This is a genomic window from Nostoc sp. FACHB-152 (genome assembly GCF_014697475.1).
GTDB lineage: Bacteria > Cyanobacteriota > Cyanobacteriia > Cyanobacteriales > Nostocaceae > Nostoc_B.
Genome location: NZ_JACJRV010000029.1, coordinates 38,537 through 55,054, shown reverse-complemented (window position 1 = coordinate 55,054; position 16,518 = coordinate 38,537). Strand labels below are relative to the sequence as shown.

General features: G+C 39.9%; 11 protein-coding genes. 3 read left to right on the top strand and 8 right to left on the bottom strand.

The features are described from left to right. The first annotated feature begins 56 nt into the window (after window positions 1-56). From H6G76_RS19440 to H6G76_RS19430, 3 genes are all read left to right on the top strand, one after another. The gene (locus H6G76_RS19440; protein ID WP_242056461.1) at window positions 57-1,331 is read left to right on the top strand and encodes a DUF4255 domain-containing protein; all 1,275 of its coding nucleotides are present in this window, start codon (window positions 57-59) and stop codon (window positions 1,329-1,331) included. Further along, window positions 1,328-3,316, top strand: a complete 1,989-nt coding sequence (locus H6G76_RS19435) for an ATP-binding protein (protein WP_190704138.1) — start codon at window positions 1,328-1,330, stop codon at window positions 3,314-3,316. Before H6G76_RS19440 ends, H6G76_RS19435 begins: the two co-directional genes overlap by 4 nt. Before the next feature lie 179 nt (window positions 3,317-3,495). Beyond that, window positions 3,496-4,761 carry a hypothetical protein gene (locus tag H6G76_RS19430; RefSeq protein WP_190704135.1) on the top strand — a complete coding sequence of 422 codons (1,266 nt, stop codon included), beginning with the start codon at window positions 3,496-3,498 and terminating at the stop codon, window positions 4,759-4,761. Between the two features lie 62 nt (window positions 4,762-4,823). Here H6G76_RS19430 and H6G76_RS19425 read toward each other — a convergent pair whose 3' ends face one another. The 8 genes from H6G76_RS19425 to H6G76_RS19390 form a co-directional block, all read right to left on the bottom strand. Next, window positions 4,824-6,026 carry a DUF4159 domain-containing protein gene (locus H6G76_RS19425; RefSeq protein WP_190704131.1) on the bottom strand — a complete coding sequence of 401 codons (1,203 nt, stop codon included), beginning with the start codon at window positions 6,024-6,026 and terminating at the stop codon, window positions 4,824-4,826. Between the two features lie 94 nt (window positions 6,027-6,120). Then, window positions 6,121-7,155, bottom strand: a complete 1,035-nt coding sequence (locus tag H6G76_RS19420; protein WP_190704128.1) for a phage tail protein — start codon at window positions 7,153-7,155, stop codon at window positions 6,121-6,123. A gap of 134 nt (window positions 7,156-7,289) precedes the next feature. Beyond that, the gene (locus tag H6G76_RS19415) at window positions 7,290-9,488 is read right to left on the bottom strand and encodes a putative baseplate assembly protein (RefSeq protein WP_190704125.1); all 2,199 of its coding nucleotides are present in this window, start codon (window positions 9,486-9,488) and stop codon (window positions 7,290-7,292) included. Between the two features lie 2 nt (window positions 9,489-9,490). Beyond that, on the bottom strand, window positions 9,491-9,898 hold the full coding sequence (locus tag H6G76_RS19410; RefSeq protein ID WP_190704122.1) for a GPW/gp25 family protein: 408 nt from the start codon (window positions 9,896-9,898) through the stop codon (window positions 9,491-9,493). Window positions 9,899-10,039: 141 nt separating this feature from the next. Then, on the bottom strand, window positions 10,040-10,552 hold the full coding sequence (locus tag H6G76_RS19405; protein ID WP_190704120.1) for a PAAR domain-containing protein: 513 nt from the start codon (window positions 10,550-10,552) through the stop codon (window positions 10,040-10,042). A 124-nt stretch (window positions 10,553-10,676) separates the two neighbouring features. Further along, window positions 10,677-12,443: a VgrG-related protein gene (locus H6G76_RS19400; RefSeq protein ID WP_190704117.1), complete on the bottom strand. Its 1,767-nt coding sequence runs from the start codon at window positions 12,441-12,443 to the stop codon at window positions 10,677-10,679. A 39-nt stretch (window positions 12,444-12,482) separates the two neighbouring features. Further along, the gene (locus H6G76_RS19395) at window positions 12,483-13,001 is read right to left on the bottom strand and encodes a hypothetical protein (RefSeq protein ID WP_190704114.1); all 519 of its coding nucleotides are present in this window, start codon (window positions 12,999-13,001) and stop codon (window positions 12,483-12,485) included. A gap of 28 nt (window positions 13,002-13,029) precedes the next feature. Further along, complete coding sequence (locus H6G76_RS19390) at window positions 13,030-16,500, bottom strand: hypothetical protein (protein ID WP_190704112.1); 3,471 nt, start codon at window positions 16,498-16,500, stop codon at window positions 13,030-13,032. Window positions 16,501-16,518 lie beyond the last annotated feature (18 nt).

Below are 16,518 nucleotides of genomic sequence, written 5' to 3'. Positions count from 1 at the left end.
AAAGTATTGGTGAAATCTGGTAGGGTCTATGATTAATCTGTGCAGGTGCGTCAAGGATGATGATGAGTAACGCGCTTTCTATAGTTGCTGTGACAGCAGTGCTAAAAGATTTGCTAGAAAATGGTTTAGTTAATGACTCTATTACTGCCAGCGTTGGTGATGTTATGGTTACAGCCTTACCACCTGACGTAATTAAAGTGGGAACTGATGAGCGGGCGCAACTCAACTTCTTTCTCTATCATGTGACGCAGAATCGCAACGTTGATTGGGTATCTCAAGATTTGCGGAACAAGCACTCACAAGTTAATAAAAGTCAACGTTCTCTAAATCCACCACTAGCTTTAGACTTACACTATTTATTAACCGCTTATGGGGCTAAAGATTTCCAGGCAGAACTGCTGCTAGGTTATGCTATGCAATTACTGCACACCAACACGGTTATCACCTCGGAACTCATCGAAAATGCCTTAAAAAACGCCTCAAAAAGCAATACTACCAGTCTCTCACAAGCTTTAGCTGGCGTATCTATATCTAAGTTGGCTGAACAAATTGGGCAGATTAAACTTTCGCCAGAATTTTTGAGCATGGAAGACAATTCTAAAGTCTGGTCTGCCTTACAAACCCATTATCGACCATCAGCTAGTTATCAGGTTTCGATGGTATTAATTGATAGTCAAAACGTAAATCAATCAGAAGATGGTTACACAGGACTTTGGAGTGAACCAAGTATTGAGCAAGTTACAGCACTAAAACAGACACAGCCCTTAATTTTTGCAGGTAGCATAGTCATCATTCGCGGTAAACGCTTGCGCGGTGAAATCACCCGTATTCGATTGGGTCATAATGAAAAACTATTAGTACCCGAAGATATTAAAGAAACGCAAATTAGCTTGAAGTTACCAGATGATTTGTCTGCCGGAGTGCAACCTATACAAGTTGTGCATTTAACTATGGCTAATGCCGGACACAAAGAAAATTTAATATCTAATGTAGCGGCTTTGATTATACATCCCAAAATTTTAGTAATATCGCATCAGGTGGTAGAGAGTACCGCAGATTTCCGTTCAGTAGAAATCTCTGTTAAGTTTTATCCCAAACTTGCTAAAACCCAACGAGTAATTTTGCTACTTAATGAAATATCTAGTCCTCATACTTTAGCCCAATCTATTGTTGTGCCGTCACCTCAAGCAGATACAGACGTGATGAGTATTACTGCAAAAAATATCAAACCAGGAACTTATCTTGTCAGAGTACAGGTAGACGGTGCAGCTAGTCCATTAGAAACAAATCCAGCAGGTGAGTACCATTCGCCACAGGTAACAATTCCATGAATGCGACAACAGTTAATCACAATTGGCATGAGGCCAATGAACGCTACTTATTAGCTGCTTTAGGTATGGTACGTGATGTGATTGAAAGATATGCACACAAAACGCAGCCATCTACATCTCAAGCACAACAGGACAAACAACAAGCTTTACAAGCTGCAATGGCGGCTATGACAGCACCACCGTTATTAGAGCGGATATGTCAGCTATTCGGGTTATCCCAGTTTGAGAGGGATATACTACTGATGTGCGCCTGTATGGAGTTTTATGGCGATTTTGCAGCTTTATGTGGTTTAGCTCAGGGAGACACACAAAGAGCATATCCGAGTTTAAGTTTAGCTCTAGCCGCGTTGCCTAATCCCCATTGGGATGCGATCGCTCCTGATGCTAAATTACGATATTGGCGGTTAATTGAGTTAGGTGAGGGTAGAGCTTTAACTCTTAGCCCTCTACGGATTGATGAGCGAATCTTACACTATTTGATTGGTAGACAATACATTGATGAAAGACTAACAGGAATTGTCGAACCTGTACCAGAAGTAGGAGAATTAGTCCACTCCCAACAGCAAATAGCCGAGCAAATAGCCGCCGTCTGGATGCAGTCATCCCAGACAGAAAAGTTACCTATCTTACAGCTATGTGGCATCGAGCCGACAAGTAAGCGAGCGATCGCCACCACAGTCTGTAAAATGCTAGGTGTGACACTACACATTATGCCAGTTCAAGTTGTGCCATCTGCACCCGCAGAGATGGAAACCCTCTCACGGCTGTGGGAGCGAGAGTCGATTTTAAGTAACAGTGCTTTACTAATAGACTGTGACAAAATTGACCTGACAGATTTAGCTCGTACACATACTATTGGACGTTTTCTCGAACGCATCAAAGGTTTAGTGTTTGTCACTAGTCGAGAAAGAGTATCAATACAACAACGCCCTATAGTCAGTTTTGATATTCACAAACCCACCATTGAAGAGCAAAGCTTACTCTGGCAAAGCAGTTTAGCCCAAATACAGCCCCAATTAAATGGGCAAGTGAAAAAATTAGCCACTCAATTCAACCTCAGCCCCAACACTATTCGTGCTGCTTGTGCAGAAGCTTTAGGACAATTAACTACAGGACAGGAACAAGATGTAGGTCAAATCATCTGGGATGCTTGTCGTAAGCAAGCCCGTCCTCACTTAGATGAACTAGCCCAACGCATTCCCCCCACCGCCACCTGGGAGGATTTAGTATTACCCCCAGCCCAAGCAGAAATGTTGCGAGAAATTGCCGCTCATGTGCGTCAACGCGCTACTGTGTATCAAAATTGGGGATTTGCTGCGAAAAATAGCCGTGGGTTAGGGATTAGTGCCTTATTTGCTGGGTCTAGTGGTACAGGTAAGACCCTAGCGGCGGAAGTCTTAGCCCAGGAATTGCACCTTGACCTATACAGAATTGATTTGTCATCAGTAGTTAGTAAATATATTGGAGAAACTGAAAAAAACCTGCGTCGGGTATTTGATGCTGCCGAAGAAGGTGGAGTTATCTTGTTATTTGACGAAGCAGACGCTTTATTTGGTAAACGTAGCGAAGTTAAAGATAGCCATGACCGTTACGCCAACATCGAAGTGAGCTATCTATTGCAAAGAATGGAAAGCTATCCCGGCTTGGCAATTATGACAACCAACCTCAAGAGTTCCATAGATACAGCTTTTCAACGACGCATTCGTTTTGTAGTGCAGTTTCCCTTCCCTGATGCAGCGCAACGCGCCGAAATTTGGCGGCGCGTTTACCCAACTAACACTCCTACTGATGGCTTAGATGCGAAGAAGTTATCACAATTAAGTGTAGCAGGGGGTAATATTCGCAACATAGCCTTAAATGCTGCCTTCCTTGCTGCTGATGCCGAAGAAGCAGTACAAATGAAACATTTATTACGAGCAGCGCGTACAGAATATGCCAAGTTAGAGAAATCGCTGACAGAAGCAGAAATCGGCGGTTGGGTTTGAGAAGAAAGGATAATAGCTTATGACTTTATACTTTAGTCGAGAGCGATCGCCTTGATGCGATCGCCAAAAAACACTGGTCAGCAAACCTCAAAAACTAGACTAAAGTCGAAAAACTTACCTATAGCTGAGTGAGATAATAAGATTTTAATTAATTACCTTGTTGATTTGTGAGGTTAGCGATGAAACAACGGCAGCACATTCTTCAAAAGGCTGACTCATCCGCTACTGTGTCAGAAGAGGCTCAGTTTCAATCGCAACCATTGAAGCACAAAACGCAACAGCAGACAAATACGCCGCTTTCGCAAACGGAAGTTGAAAATCAAGAATTTCAACAGCAGCAACTTGAGGCGACAAAATTAGCAATTCAAGCTAAACATGGCACTATTACCCCAGAAGGACAGACACAACTGACCTTATTACAAGCCAAGATGAATGACGTATTGCAAAGGCGAGTTGAACAAGGGTCTGGTTTTGGTCATAACTTAGAGAAAATCGCGCTGCATCATCCTGACAGAATGCCGTCGCCAATTGTACAGGCAAAGTTAGCGATCGCTCAACCAGGAGACAAAAACGAGCAGCAAGCTGATCAAGTTGCAGCTACTGTAGTTAACCAAATTAATCAAAAAACTATCCAAAAACAAGAGACATCACAAACTACAACTGAACAAAATCAAAAAAGTAATGCTGAAGGCGCAAACAGTAACGCCTCTGACCCAAAACAAACGTTTCTCAGTAACTATGCAGTAGCCAAAGAATTAGTTCATGGAATAGATGACACTTTACCACAGGAAAAAATACTTGATCAACTCTTGAACAATTTTAAAAATATATCATTCAAATACACCATGACTTACAAGCAAGGTGTAACTCTATTAAAAGGAACCAGAGAAGGAGATTGTAAGACATTAGCTGAAGCTTTCCAAACAGTAGCCCAAGAATATTTCGGCATTCAGAATGTTGCCATTGAACAAATTAAGAAACCTTTTTTAAGTGAAGCTCCTGAAACTTTATATCAAGGCAGAAAACGCAATTGTGATAACGGGAAACGGTGGTTTTTCCAAAATCATTATTGGGCTACTTGGAACAACAAAGTATATGATGTTTTATTCCTGAGCAATAAACGCACTGAAGCTGACATGGCAAGGCAAGAAAAACCACTAAAATCTATGCTGATGCCAGAAGGAGAATATTATGAAACCGAAAAGGGTAAGGTTGTCTATCCGCGTGGCAATGAATATTTAACTATGGAATTAGGTATGTTTGAAAAGTTGAAGAACTTTATCAATAACCTAGGTAGATGGTTAGCTAAAGAGATGAATTCAATTACCAATCAAATCAAGAAATTATTAAGCAGAGGTGGTAATAATAATAGCGATTTAGAATCTCTGATGAGAGATGTGCAGAACAATACCAGGAATGAAATAAATTCAAATAATGCAAGTTAATAATTTCATCTAATAAATACAGTGGGCTTGTAAGGGCGCAAGACCTTGCGCCCTTTGGGATACTACCACTTCCCTAAATTATCCTCTTGTTGCAACCCTAACAACTGTCGCCGCTTCCAAGCATAGTTCAATATATTAATTCCTAATTCCTGTGCTGTGCGAATAGTTAACCTGGGTAAATTAAATTCTCTATCTATTCCCCAAGCAGAGGCTAAATCACCAACTATTAAAATTATTCCCCCTCCTAAAAATAATTGAATTAGCTGCTGGTTGATAATGGGTAAAGCTGAAAATAAGAAAGGCTTGGTTCGCAATGGATGACTTCTTTGTAACTCTGTTAATGGTTTTAACGGAGTTTCTAATTGTTGAGCTAAGGCATGAGTACTTTCAATTAAGTTATTAGCATCTAATGGAGCATCAATTAATAATATACCGCCTAAGTTTAAATAATTTTTGAGTGCATTAAATTCAAAATCATTTAAAAATAGTGACTCTTTACCTGTCAGATAAAGTAAATCATATTCTTGAATATTTTCTGATAACGGCACTTCACTAGGTTCATCAGCACCGCGTAAACGTGGATATAAAGCTTCAACTGATTGTAGTAAGTAAGCAAGATTGAAAAAATTCCGGGCATATTCACCATCCTCACCGTGAGAAACTTGTGCTATTCTCACTAAAGCTTGAGGACGCGCCTGTGCATAACGACGATAGCGTAAATCAATATTGTTATAACCAGGATAAAAAGCATCTGCTGCTTGACTAATTACATTTTGTCCTGGTTCCAAAAGTATGCGGCAAATTTCGATTTCCGAAGCTTCTGGTGTTGAATTTTTTTGGTCAATACGATAGGTTTCTTGCACAATATCTCTTTGCTGTCCTCGCCGCAGTTCATCAGGATCTACATAGCTGACTACTAAGTAAATCGTGAGTGGTTCAGAACTAGCTACTTCTAAATCAATGGGAAAATCATAAGATGCAGTCACAACTATTAAATTGCCCATGACATCAATAGCAATTCCCGGCTGAATTTGTAGCCAACGTCCATCTCGATATTTTGCTTCTACTTGACGCGGTGCAGGAATTGAACGCACACCTAAACCACAGACAATTCCAGGTTGATTTAAACTTTGATAATGGGTATTTTGCCGCAGACGATGATATTCATGAGCTTTACTCCAACGTTCAGCATTGATGAGTAAACCATCCGTAGGATGTAAACGTTCAAACGGTTGAATCTCTGGTTGTGGGAAAGGATGAGTCACGTTTTTGCTCCTAATTTTTGGCACGAAAATAGAGAAAAAATATTAATAATTTTAAATAGACCAATTCAGTAATCATGTCTGTTATTTGAATAATTTATGAGTTACTAAAATTTTCTATTACCAACTCATAAGTACAAAAAGCAGGCTTTTCTTGGTCAATAATTCGGCGGATTAATTGTTCATTGAGGTTCATGTTAGGACGATTAGGGCGTAAGCAGACTCGAAAATTATACGCGTCGCCACCTGCTAAAACTGCGCTACCTAATTGTGCTGAACCTAAAACAAAACTAGGGCCGAAGGGTTCGGTGATACTAATATGTTTGTCAGCTTCATTAGATATATCCTCATCTAAAGGTAAGCCTGTATAAAGATGTAAATATAGCCGCAACCCTTTACGAGTTCCTCGCCAACGATAAAGTTCAACTGCACGCCGAATTAAACGCCGTTGTTGCTGCAAATCCCAAACAGAATCTATTTGCCATGCGACCCAATGAGCTAAAAATGGTAATAGTGCTTTTGGTGCTGTTAAGGGGTCAAGATTTGCCCACATGGCGTTAAAACTATTGATCGCAGGTTGATAAGCCTGTTCAAATATCTTCATAAAGCGACCGATAAAGTCTACTTCTCGATATAAAACTGGCAAAAATTCCATGTAGGCACTGTAAGGACGCACATATAAATTAAAATACTCGCTGTGCTGGATTTGTTCTGTGTCTGTGCCTGAGTTAATAGCGATCGCAACTAAGCTACGATAGTCAAGATTTAATTTATCTTTTTGCCCAGCAATGATAGCTTGTTGATCCTCAAAAAAGCTGGCGGGAACTGTGAAATAGAGAACAGCATCCATCTGTCCCCGTGGCGGAATTTCATTTCCTTCTGTACCAATTTGGCACCACTCAGCCGGAAAGTTACCTTCAACTTTGAGAGTTACTGTGATCGGACGTTGTTCTAAGTTCTGCACTTGCACAATCATCTCGCTCGGTTCCCCTGGATGCAGAACTAAACTCTGTGCTGTTGCATCCATGCTTTCTGGTTTGGTGAATGCTAACCCCGCACCAGGTACAGCCTCTGGAATTTGCATCGGGGTTAAGTTAATGCGAACAGCCGGACTAGAACGACTTTGCACCATAGGATGTGACCTGATATTAATTTAAAATTACAGAGGGGAGTGGGAGTGTCAGTGAACAGTTATCAGTGAACAGTTATCAGTGAACAGTGAACATCACCTGATAACTGATTCAGCCTACGGCTTTCTAATTGCTTTTAGCGATTGCTGATTTGAATGTCATGGCCAGAACGCAGGTTATTATCAGCCCAAGAACAGATTAAACCTTGAGTCCCAGGATCTATTATTTGTTCAGGAGAAGATTGCCGCCTCCATGTATCTCCTTGCTTGCGGATGGCGAAGAGTAAGACTGACTCTAAGTGCCTTACACCAGGAGTTTGTTGCAGTAACACCATAATTTCAGATATATAAACGGGTCTTCCAAAAGGCCACCCTTTACCCTCCATACCGCCAGTTAGAGGGTTTAAATATCTATACAAAGTTGTTCTCAGATTACGCAAAATTTCGGCTCTTGCTAGAGGGTTGTTATAGGTAGGTTCTAAGACTACCTCTGCTTGTACAGAAACGCCTACGTAATCTGGTTCTTGTAGTTGTACTTGTACTCCTAGTAATCTTCTTTCATCTAAGTATTTCAGGACTTGCTCTTGCAGTGCCGGACTGAGGGCAAACTGTTGTGGTGCAATACCTTCGCCTAGTGCAATACCATCTGTATTGGCATAGGGAACAAGCAGTAAACCCACTGTACCAGCTTGTCTATGAGCATCGGCTGGTAAACAGCGAACTCGTGCGATCGCACCAGCCCCTGCTTGTTGTGCTAAAACTTCAAAGTCTTCGGCTGTGACAGCGCGATCGCGGGTACGCAGGATGCGTGGCGCTCTAATCACTGCCTGTTCTAAAGATTCCCCATCTGCACCATTAATTGCTGGTGGATAATTAATCACACTGGCTACGTAGGGATATGCAGACTTCAAAAATTGAATTGAGCCAGTTTGCACATTCCCCTCTCTACCGCCACCAGTACGATAGGCTAACATTCTGATTTCTGAACCTCGTGGCGGCACAGCCCCATACTGATGTTCTTGGGCGTTTTCCAGGTCAGATGCTTGCACAACTGTCTCATCTGTGACGATGGATTCTTGAATCCGCGATCGCATTTTTGTTTGGCGTTTGAGTTGTCCAGGTTCCCGAATCAACGGCCCAAACTGCACAGTCCCAGTGATGGAATCAATCGTGTAATGACGGTCTTGGGGGCTAGAATCAGCGAAATCTCTGACTTCATGCCAAGTCTGCGGTAAACCACCGGGAGGAGTCACGACAATATACTCATTTTCTCGCCGTTCTAAAACTGGTGTCATCAATAACTGAAAACTTTGTCCTGGCTTACCATCACTAATTCCTAAACGCTCATCTTGAATCAGGGTACTGTGGGTAGCCCTGACAGTACCACCAATTGACCGTACAGCTAACCCCGTAATTTGCGGTGGACGATTGTAACCCTCTTGATTTGGCGGGGTAGTGAATCGACAGCGTAGCCAGCGACCTCGATAAACGGTGAAGTTAGTTACAGGCCAAGTCTGCGGTAAATGCAGGCGAACATCAGCACCTTGAGCGGGATTTGTACCCTGTTGTTCAATTTCATAAAAGCTGAAACCCTTGGTATAGTCGTCGGTTTCTTTTAATAAAACTGGCTGCCAATTTTCTCCATCCCAAGCTTCCCAAGCGCGGGGCGGTTGATTAGGGTTAATTCCTGTAGGGGTGGCTGCTGCTCCTTGGAAGGTAATTTCTAAGACATTACCATCAAGAGAATCATCAGAATTAATTACTAAATAAAAACAATTTCCCGGTTGGGGTTGTTCATTAAATATAGATTGTTCACTCCCCGCCCACAAGCCATTAGATTGACGAGTCCAGACATTAGCCAGCCTTTCGCGCAGAGATTGGGGGATTTCTTCGGTTGTTTGGGCAGTTAAAAAGTGCTGAATCTGGGGTTTACCGATGATTAGAGGTGAATCGGTACTAAAGGTAATAGCTGGAGTAGTTTCAGTGCGTACTGTGGAAGCTTCCAGACCTGCGGGAATGGTATAGGCTTCAGGTAAGTCAGAACTTAAATAAAAAGTTAATTCTGTATGGGCTGGGGCTGGTGGTTGAAGACGAATACCCAGTAATTCTAAAAAAGCTACATAATTTTTACGCGGTACTTGGTTAAATCTCAGCAACATTTGGTCTGTTAACCAAGCAAATAATTCAATCAGCGTGATTCCTGGGTCACTGAGGTTATGGTCTGTCCATTCCGGACAGTACCGAGGGATACGCATGATACTTTCTTCTACTAAGTCATCAAAGGTGCGATCGTCTAAGTTAGAAGAAGGTAATTGTGGCAAAAAGTCAAATTTCACAGTTACTCTCCAGCAGCCAGCAAATAGAATGGATAAACAAAGCTGTGAATATCGGCATAATCTTTCAACCGATAATTGATGATGATGTTCACTCTGCCACGTATAGGGTCGGGTTCCGTCAGAACTTCATCAATAGTGATTCGTGGTTCCCACACTTCCAAAGCTTCCAAGACATAAAGACGAATTCGCAGCAGAGTATCGGTATTCAAAGGTGCAAATGCCAACTCCGACAAGCGCGAACCGAAATTAGGTCGATAAACGCGCTCACCAACTCCCGTCCGGAGAATAATCCAGATAGACTCTCTAACTTTTTGGTCTTCACTAGTCTTTTGGATTCCCCCTTGCAAACTCAACTGCAAAGGGAAAGCCCAACCAGTCCCTAGATAATCTTTTCGCTGATCATAAACCATAGGTATGATATGGCTATTACATCTATACCTTAAAAAGATACCGACACAATAGCCATAAGCCTATTCGCCAAAAGTCGAACAATAATTCTTACAGCAGTTTTCATCCCAATGAGGTCATTCCTCTAGCCTCTAACCCCTCACTCAACCACCAATCAACACCGTAGGCTCGCCTTTCACAATTTTGTTAGTAGGCCCCAATGCTTCGAGAATAGTATCACCCAGACGACAGGCGGGTAGACCATTAATTAAAACCGTCTTACTACCATCAATTACCACACCCGGCCCGTGGGGTGGGATAGGTAAGGGAGTGGCACATTGGTGAATATCCGCCATCGAGGGAGGAGAGGAAGCAGCAGCAGCAGAAATCATGCTACTCATAGTGGCGGCGGCGGTGGCTTTTGTAGTTTGTTCAGCCGCAATGGCTGCTGGTGCGCCTGGAGTACCAGTTGCGGCTTTGCTGGCGGCTTCAGCCGTTTGAACAGCTATATCTGATGCTTGTTTGGCAGACTGTAAAGCGGGAAGGGCGGCTGCGGGTATTCCCCGCCACGCTGGTAAATTGCCAATCAGTACATTAGGGCTACCGGGGCCTCCTGTTAATACTGGGGGTAAGGGATGAGCGACGTTATCGGTAATTCTGGCGGCTGGTTTAGACATGATTATTTGAATGATTTTTTAACGCAGAGGTACACAGAGGTTAGCGCAGCGAAAAGTTGCGTGCGGGGGTTTCCCCCGTTGAGCAAACTTTTCAAGACAGAGTGGCGCGGAGATTTTATGGAGATTAATTGAGTTTAATTAAGGAACCTTTGATTGTAATTATGCCAGTTGCGTTAATATCGAGATTGCCTGTTGATTTAATGGTGACTGATTGAGTTGCATCGCTCATTTTGATGCTATGTCCACCTGTTGTTTCTATAGTAATTGATTTACCTCTATCGTCCATTTTGATACTATGACCACCAGTGGTTTTAATCTCGATGAACTGATCGCTATCATTAAGATAAATTTTGTGACCTTTAGTTGTTTGTAAACGAATACCTGCTTTACTCGCTGCCTTATCTTCTTCGATATACTGTAGAGTATGCCCTGTACGAGTTTTAAAGGTACGTAATCGGACACCTTTAACAACTGAGTCATCTACTTTTTCTGGCGGTGCATCTTTACCATTCCACACACCGCCAAGTATGTATGGACGGTGGATGTCGCCATGTTCAAAACCTACTAAGACCTCATCATTTATTTCTGGTAAACAATCAAAACCACGATTAGGGCCTGCACCGATGGCGACTACTCTCGCCCAGTGACTTTCATCTTGTTCGGTTAGGGTAGGAAACTTGACTTTTACTCTTCCCCAACCTTTGGGGTCTTTATTATTGGTGACAATTCCTACTAAGAATGTTTGCCCTGGTTGCAGGTGTGTTTGTGTGGATAAGGTAGAAAATAAGTTGCCTGGACGTAAACCCCGCACACTAAAATCTGTTGTATACACTCTTTGAGTGTAGAAATGGCGTGTTTCTGTTACATAATACTTACCACTATAGCGATCGCCCATACCTTCAAGATTGATAATCCGCCCTGGACGAATTTGCGGATTTCCGTATGCTTGAGCATCTGCATAGACAAATTCTCCTCCCAGTTCATCACACAAAGCTTGAGCCATCTTTTTAGCTTCATTCTCTGTCGCCACTGGTTGATCTACAACTATCATTTTTGGGCTGGGAGGTTTACCTTTAAATGCTGTACTGGTTTTACTCCCTTTGCCATTACCTGTTTCAGTAATTACTTTTTCTGATTTAGCTTCTGAAGCAATCAATTTTTTTCGAGTATAATCCCAACTACGCACTTCTACAGCATTTACTTGTTCAGCATTTGTCACCCGAACACTAAATTTACTAATTTCATCTAACCATTTTAGGTTTAGAGATTCTTTACTTTCTGGTTGTCGAAAATTTAGTTTTCCATCCTCGATAAATAATTCATATCCAATCCGAGCCGCCCGTTCTCTCAAAAACTCCATGTTAGTTTGGTTTTCTTGAAAGACATATTCATGATTTACGCCACTAGCGTCGATTTTCCCTAACAATATACCCACTTCATTGGCTATTTTCTTAACTATATCGCTATCAGTTTGATTCAAAAATGAACGATTATAACGCCCTCTATGCAGCCGATGAGAAATATCATAACCACGAATAATAATGGGTGCTTCTGTTTTCTCATTAAAGTGAGTTTCTATACCTGTAATTTCTCCCTCAATTAAGCCATGTTCTAATTTTTTTTTAAAGTTACTATCTTGAGTTGTACTCGAAACAAAGCCGATTTTTATTTGTTTGCCAATTTCAAATAGCTTTTGGTGTCGCCACTCTTTGTATTCTGAACGTTTAACAGTAGGCAGATAACTATTATGTATTACCAGCGTAAACATTGCTGGTAAATGCAGACTTTCTTCAACGGTAATTTGTAATATATCTTTGACTAATTCTGGAGAAGCATCTTGCCCCTCTATCTGAATTTTTGGTTCACTTAAATAAAGGCTACGGTCTGGCATAATAATTAATGATTTTATAAATTTTTATTGATAATTATCTCATGATGTTACTTTAGGATCTGCTGTCCGAGCCTCACCTTGAGAAGCTGATTCTTTTCCTCCAGGCATATTATTTTTATCTACTTCTTGTAAAGCTATCTCTACTATTGCTCTAACTGGTGTACCATCATTCAAAAACATATTCAATGTATAGGTTAAACTTGTCATCACACAATAAAAATATTCACTTCCCCAAGTTAATATATAAACTGGTGGACGTTGGTCTGGGGAACCATTAATAGTTTCTACTCCTTTTTTTATCTTATTGATATACTTATTCATTACTGATTCTTTAGTTTCATAAGTATCAAAAAGTAACTGTTTTAAAGTAAACTTATAAGGCTCCACACTAGAAAAGTTTACTTTCGGAAGTAAAGTAGTTCCTCTATTACCTTGATTACTTGACCAATTTACTGTGCGCGAAAAACTAATATCGCTAGGATTAAACATGAATTCTATGTCTGGGGCTTCACCGTTATAGGCTACGAGTTTCGCTTTTACAAGTGTCTGGTTTGCCATAATATTGCTCCTCAAATTATTAAATACTTTACCAAGGTAAGCGACCTACATATATTCCTTGACGCTCCCTTTCGAGTTCGATTCTTTGCCTTAACCTGTAATAAATTGCTTGGGCTAAAGCTTCAATTTTTTCATCATCATGATCATCATTATTTTCTGTTGCTGAAGATGATAATGGGCTTTGTATAGTTTCGGTGATGGGTGCAATGTCTCGTGATATATCGGGTGCTATTACTTCACCTCCATTAGCAAAACCTTGAGGTGTAGGAAGTCGCTTAGTCAAAATCTGTGTTGATGTGGAAGATGATGCAAACTGAGAAGATGGGCTATTTTGCCAATTATTTTCTACGCCGCCGAAGTTAAAGTTAGTAAATTCATCATTACTACCATTTAATAATTCTTCAACACTTGACCATTGAGAGGGGGTGTGAGTGTTAGTAGTTGAATTAGTCTTACGGAAAATCAGGGAAGGTGAAGAATAATGTGGTGAAGATTGATCAGAAATATTTGTTGTTTCTTCCACCATATTAATTTGTGGAGGGTTAAGTAGCGATCGCCTTTGCTTCCCAATTTCCATACCCAAAGAAGGCGAACTTATAGGAGTCGGTTCTGTAGATATATCAGGTTCAGCAGTTTGGCGTTGTAATGGAGTCTCTAAAAAAGAATCGACTTTAGTCGTATGTTCTAGCAAATTCCTGGCTTCCGGGGTTTGAAGATAACTTTCCTCAAAACTAGGAGATATCATCTCCTCGGCTGAACCTCCGGTGTTGATATGCTGGAGTATCTGGAGATTTTTTTGTGCATCTTTAGCATTAATCACAAATTCTCCAGGTGTCAGCATTGCAGGTACAGTATCAGAGGGTGCTACTGGTTGATGATTTTCTACTGAGGTTGCGGTAACATGACCACCAGTAGCATAACCTTTAGGTGCTGGTAAATTATTTAAGATAGGTGCTGGCTCAATGTCAATGCTGGAAGTATTATCTACATTGTCTGGAGGAGATGTGTTTTCTGATGTATTAAAATTAGGTACAAAGTTGGACAGTTCAAAATTATTAATTGCTAAACTTGCATCTGATTGAATTGGTTGTTCATTTTCTATCATCTTGCTGAAAGTCGCCAAATTCTCAGCTTCAGTGATATTTTTTAATGATATATCAGCAGTCTCTGAGTTAACTATATTTGAATTTGGTGTAGAGTTTTGCTCAGATTGTGGTGATATGGATGATGTACTAGCAGGCGTAATTGCTGCTAATTTTTTTGGATGAATATCTTCAATATTTGGTGATGTATTTGAGGTTGTATCAGCTTGAATCTTAGTTAATTCTGGTGTATATTCTTCCGCCAATGGAGGTGATAGGGGAGATGTAGCAACAGGCGTAATTGCTGTTAATTCTGCTATGTTTTGATTTTCAATTTCTGGTGATGTGATTAAGGTAGCGTCAGCTTGAATCTTAGTTAATTCCAGTGTAGATTCTTCGTCAGACTGTGGTGATATGAATGATGTACTAGCAGGCGTGATTGCTGTTAATCCTGCTGTGTTTTGATTTTCAATTTCTGGTGATGTGTTTGATATAGTATCAAGTTGAATTGCAGTGAATTCTGGTGTAGATTCTGCCTCTAATTGCGGTGATATAGGTGATATATCAGGCGTAATTGTAGCTAATTCTTTTGTGTGAATATCTTCAATATTTGGTGCTGTGCTTGAGGTGGTATCAGGTTGAATTGTAGTTAATTCTGGTGTATATTCTTCCTCAGATTGTGGGGATATGGGTGAATTAGTAACAGGTGTAACTGCTGTTAATTCTAATGTATTAGTATCTTCAATCTCTTGTGCTGCTGGTGATGTAGTGTCAGGTTGAATCGTAATTAACGGTGCGAGATTTTCCTGTGATGATATAGAGGATTGAATTTCTGGGTGAATAGTCGTTGCTTGTATGATGTTATCTTCCTGAATATCTGATGAATCTGTCGATGTGATATCAGGTGTAACTCTTTTTGGTTTTGGTGTACTAACTTCTTCACGCGTTATGAATAAATTAGTTTGGCTGTCAATAATAGGTGATGTTGACTTTAATTCAATATCTTCAGTATTTATAGATTGTGTTTTTGGGATATTAATAATATTTTTTTTGGTATCTAACGCAATAACCTCATCTACAGAGTTAGCTTTGTTGTCAAAATAATTTATATCATAAATCATCGGTTGTTCCTGAGTATTATCTAAATAATTAGATGAATTTGGTATATTCTCAAGCTTAGGCGAGATAATTTCTGAAACTAAAGGTTCCGTTTCTAGTAAACTACTATTATTGGTATTACTTGATGATGAAGAATCTTGGTTTGTTTCCAAGACTGTGTTTGATGATTCTTCAGGAACTTCATCTATATTGCTATGACTATAAAATAGATGTGATTCTGTTTTGGGAGAAATTGATAATGGTGAAATTTTATTAGGTTCTCTTAAAGCATCTGGCTGCGTAAAATTTGGATATTCATTGTTTTTTGAATACCCAGGATTAATGAAAGGATCATTATCTAGCTGTGTTTCATTATCTAGTGCTTGGGGCTGATTAGAAAATTCATCTATTGTATTAATATCTTGGCTATTCTGATATGATTCAAGTTCTAAGATTTTATCTTCTATTAGATTACTGCTATCAATATATGGTTCACTATTTTGATTTAATATTTCCTCTTTGTCAGCATGAGCAACATCAGATAAAATATCGGTTGAATTAGATGGTAAATCAGTAATTACTGATGATTTATCACTATTCAACTTTCTAAGCAAGGATAAGTTATCTTCTGAATCACTAATTATAGTCTCGGTTGGATTAATAGCGATCGCACTATTATTTAAATTAAGTGGTTGTATTGTTGAGGTATTATCTATTTCGCTGTACAAACCATCTGTAGTTAATAAATTACCATCACTATTATTAGAAATTTTATCAATAATTTTTGTTTTTCTTTGAGAATTATATGACTTGGGTGATTTTTGGGCTTTGGGTTTGTGAACCGATTTTGATTGTGATGATTTTTTAGTTTTAGCTGTATTTTTTGGTGCTGTTATTTGAGAAGATTTTTCAGTTAATATCTTATTATCTAAATTACTTGCTATTTGAGTTTGTAATAAATTTGACATCTTGCTAATATCAAATTTTATCTTTGTTCCTCCATCGGGAATATTTGCCTGTGCAATAGAATTAGATTTGTCTAATTCTATTGCTGGCAAATCAGAATCGATCTCTGGAATTCCAAAGTTATCTCCATCTGTAATTAGTGTATCTATAAAGGGGTGACGTTTACGGGCTAATAAAAATTTAGATGGTTGAAAAATTGGTTTTGTTGTAACTAAAGGTTTAATAAAATTGCTATTTCGATAATGCAGGGAGTTAGTGTTTGATTGTGAAGATATATTGTGCTGATATCCAAGATAGGATTTTTGCCCAAGTGGATTCCCTTGACTACCCAATAGTGATTGAATAATTGGCATATTCTTATATAAATTAGG

What these genes read in the sequence shown, in the direction of transcription:
- H6G76_RS19410 (WP_190704122.1), bottom strand. Translation starts at nt 9,898, where the DNA reads ATGGTTTATGATCAGCGAAAAGATTATCTAGGGACTGGTTGGGCTTTC.
- H6G76_RS19405 (WP_190704120.1), bottom strand. Translation starts at nt 10,552, where the DNA reads ATGTCTAAACCAGCCGCCAGAATTACCGATAACGTCGCTCATCCCTTA.
- H6G76_RS19395 (WP_190704114.1), bottom strand. Translation starts at nt 13,001, where the DNA reads ATGGCAAACCAGACACTTGTAAAAGCGAAACTCGTAGCCTATAACGGT.
- H6G76_RS19435 (WP_190704138.1), top strand. Translation starts at nt 1,328, where the DNA reads ATGAATGCGACAACAGTTAATCACAATTGGCATGAGGCCAATGAACGC.
- H6G76_RS19420 (WP_190704128.1), bottom strand. Translation starts at nt 7,155, where the DNA reads ATGGTGCAAAGTCGTTCTAGTCCGGCTGTTCGCATTAACTTAACCCCG.
- H6G76_RS19440 (WP_242056461.1), top strand. Translation starts at nt 57, where the DNA reads ATGATGATGAGTAACGCGCTTTCTATAGTTGCTGTGACAGCAGTGCTA.
- H6G76_RS19430 (WP_190704135.1), top strand. Translation starts at nt 3,496, where the DNA reads ATGAAACAACGGCAGCACATTCTTCAAAAGGCTGACTCATCCGCTACT.
- H6G76_RS19390 (WP_190704112.1), bottom strand. Translation starts at nt 16,500, where the DNA reads ATGCCAATTATTCAATCACTATTGGGTAGTCAAGGGAATCCACTTGGG.
- H6G76_RS19400 (WP_190704117.1), bottom strand. Translation starts at nt 12,443, where the DNA reads ATGCCAGACCGTAGCCTTTATTTAAGTGAACCAAAAATTCAGATAGAG.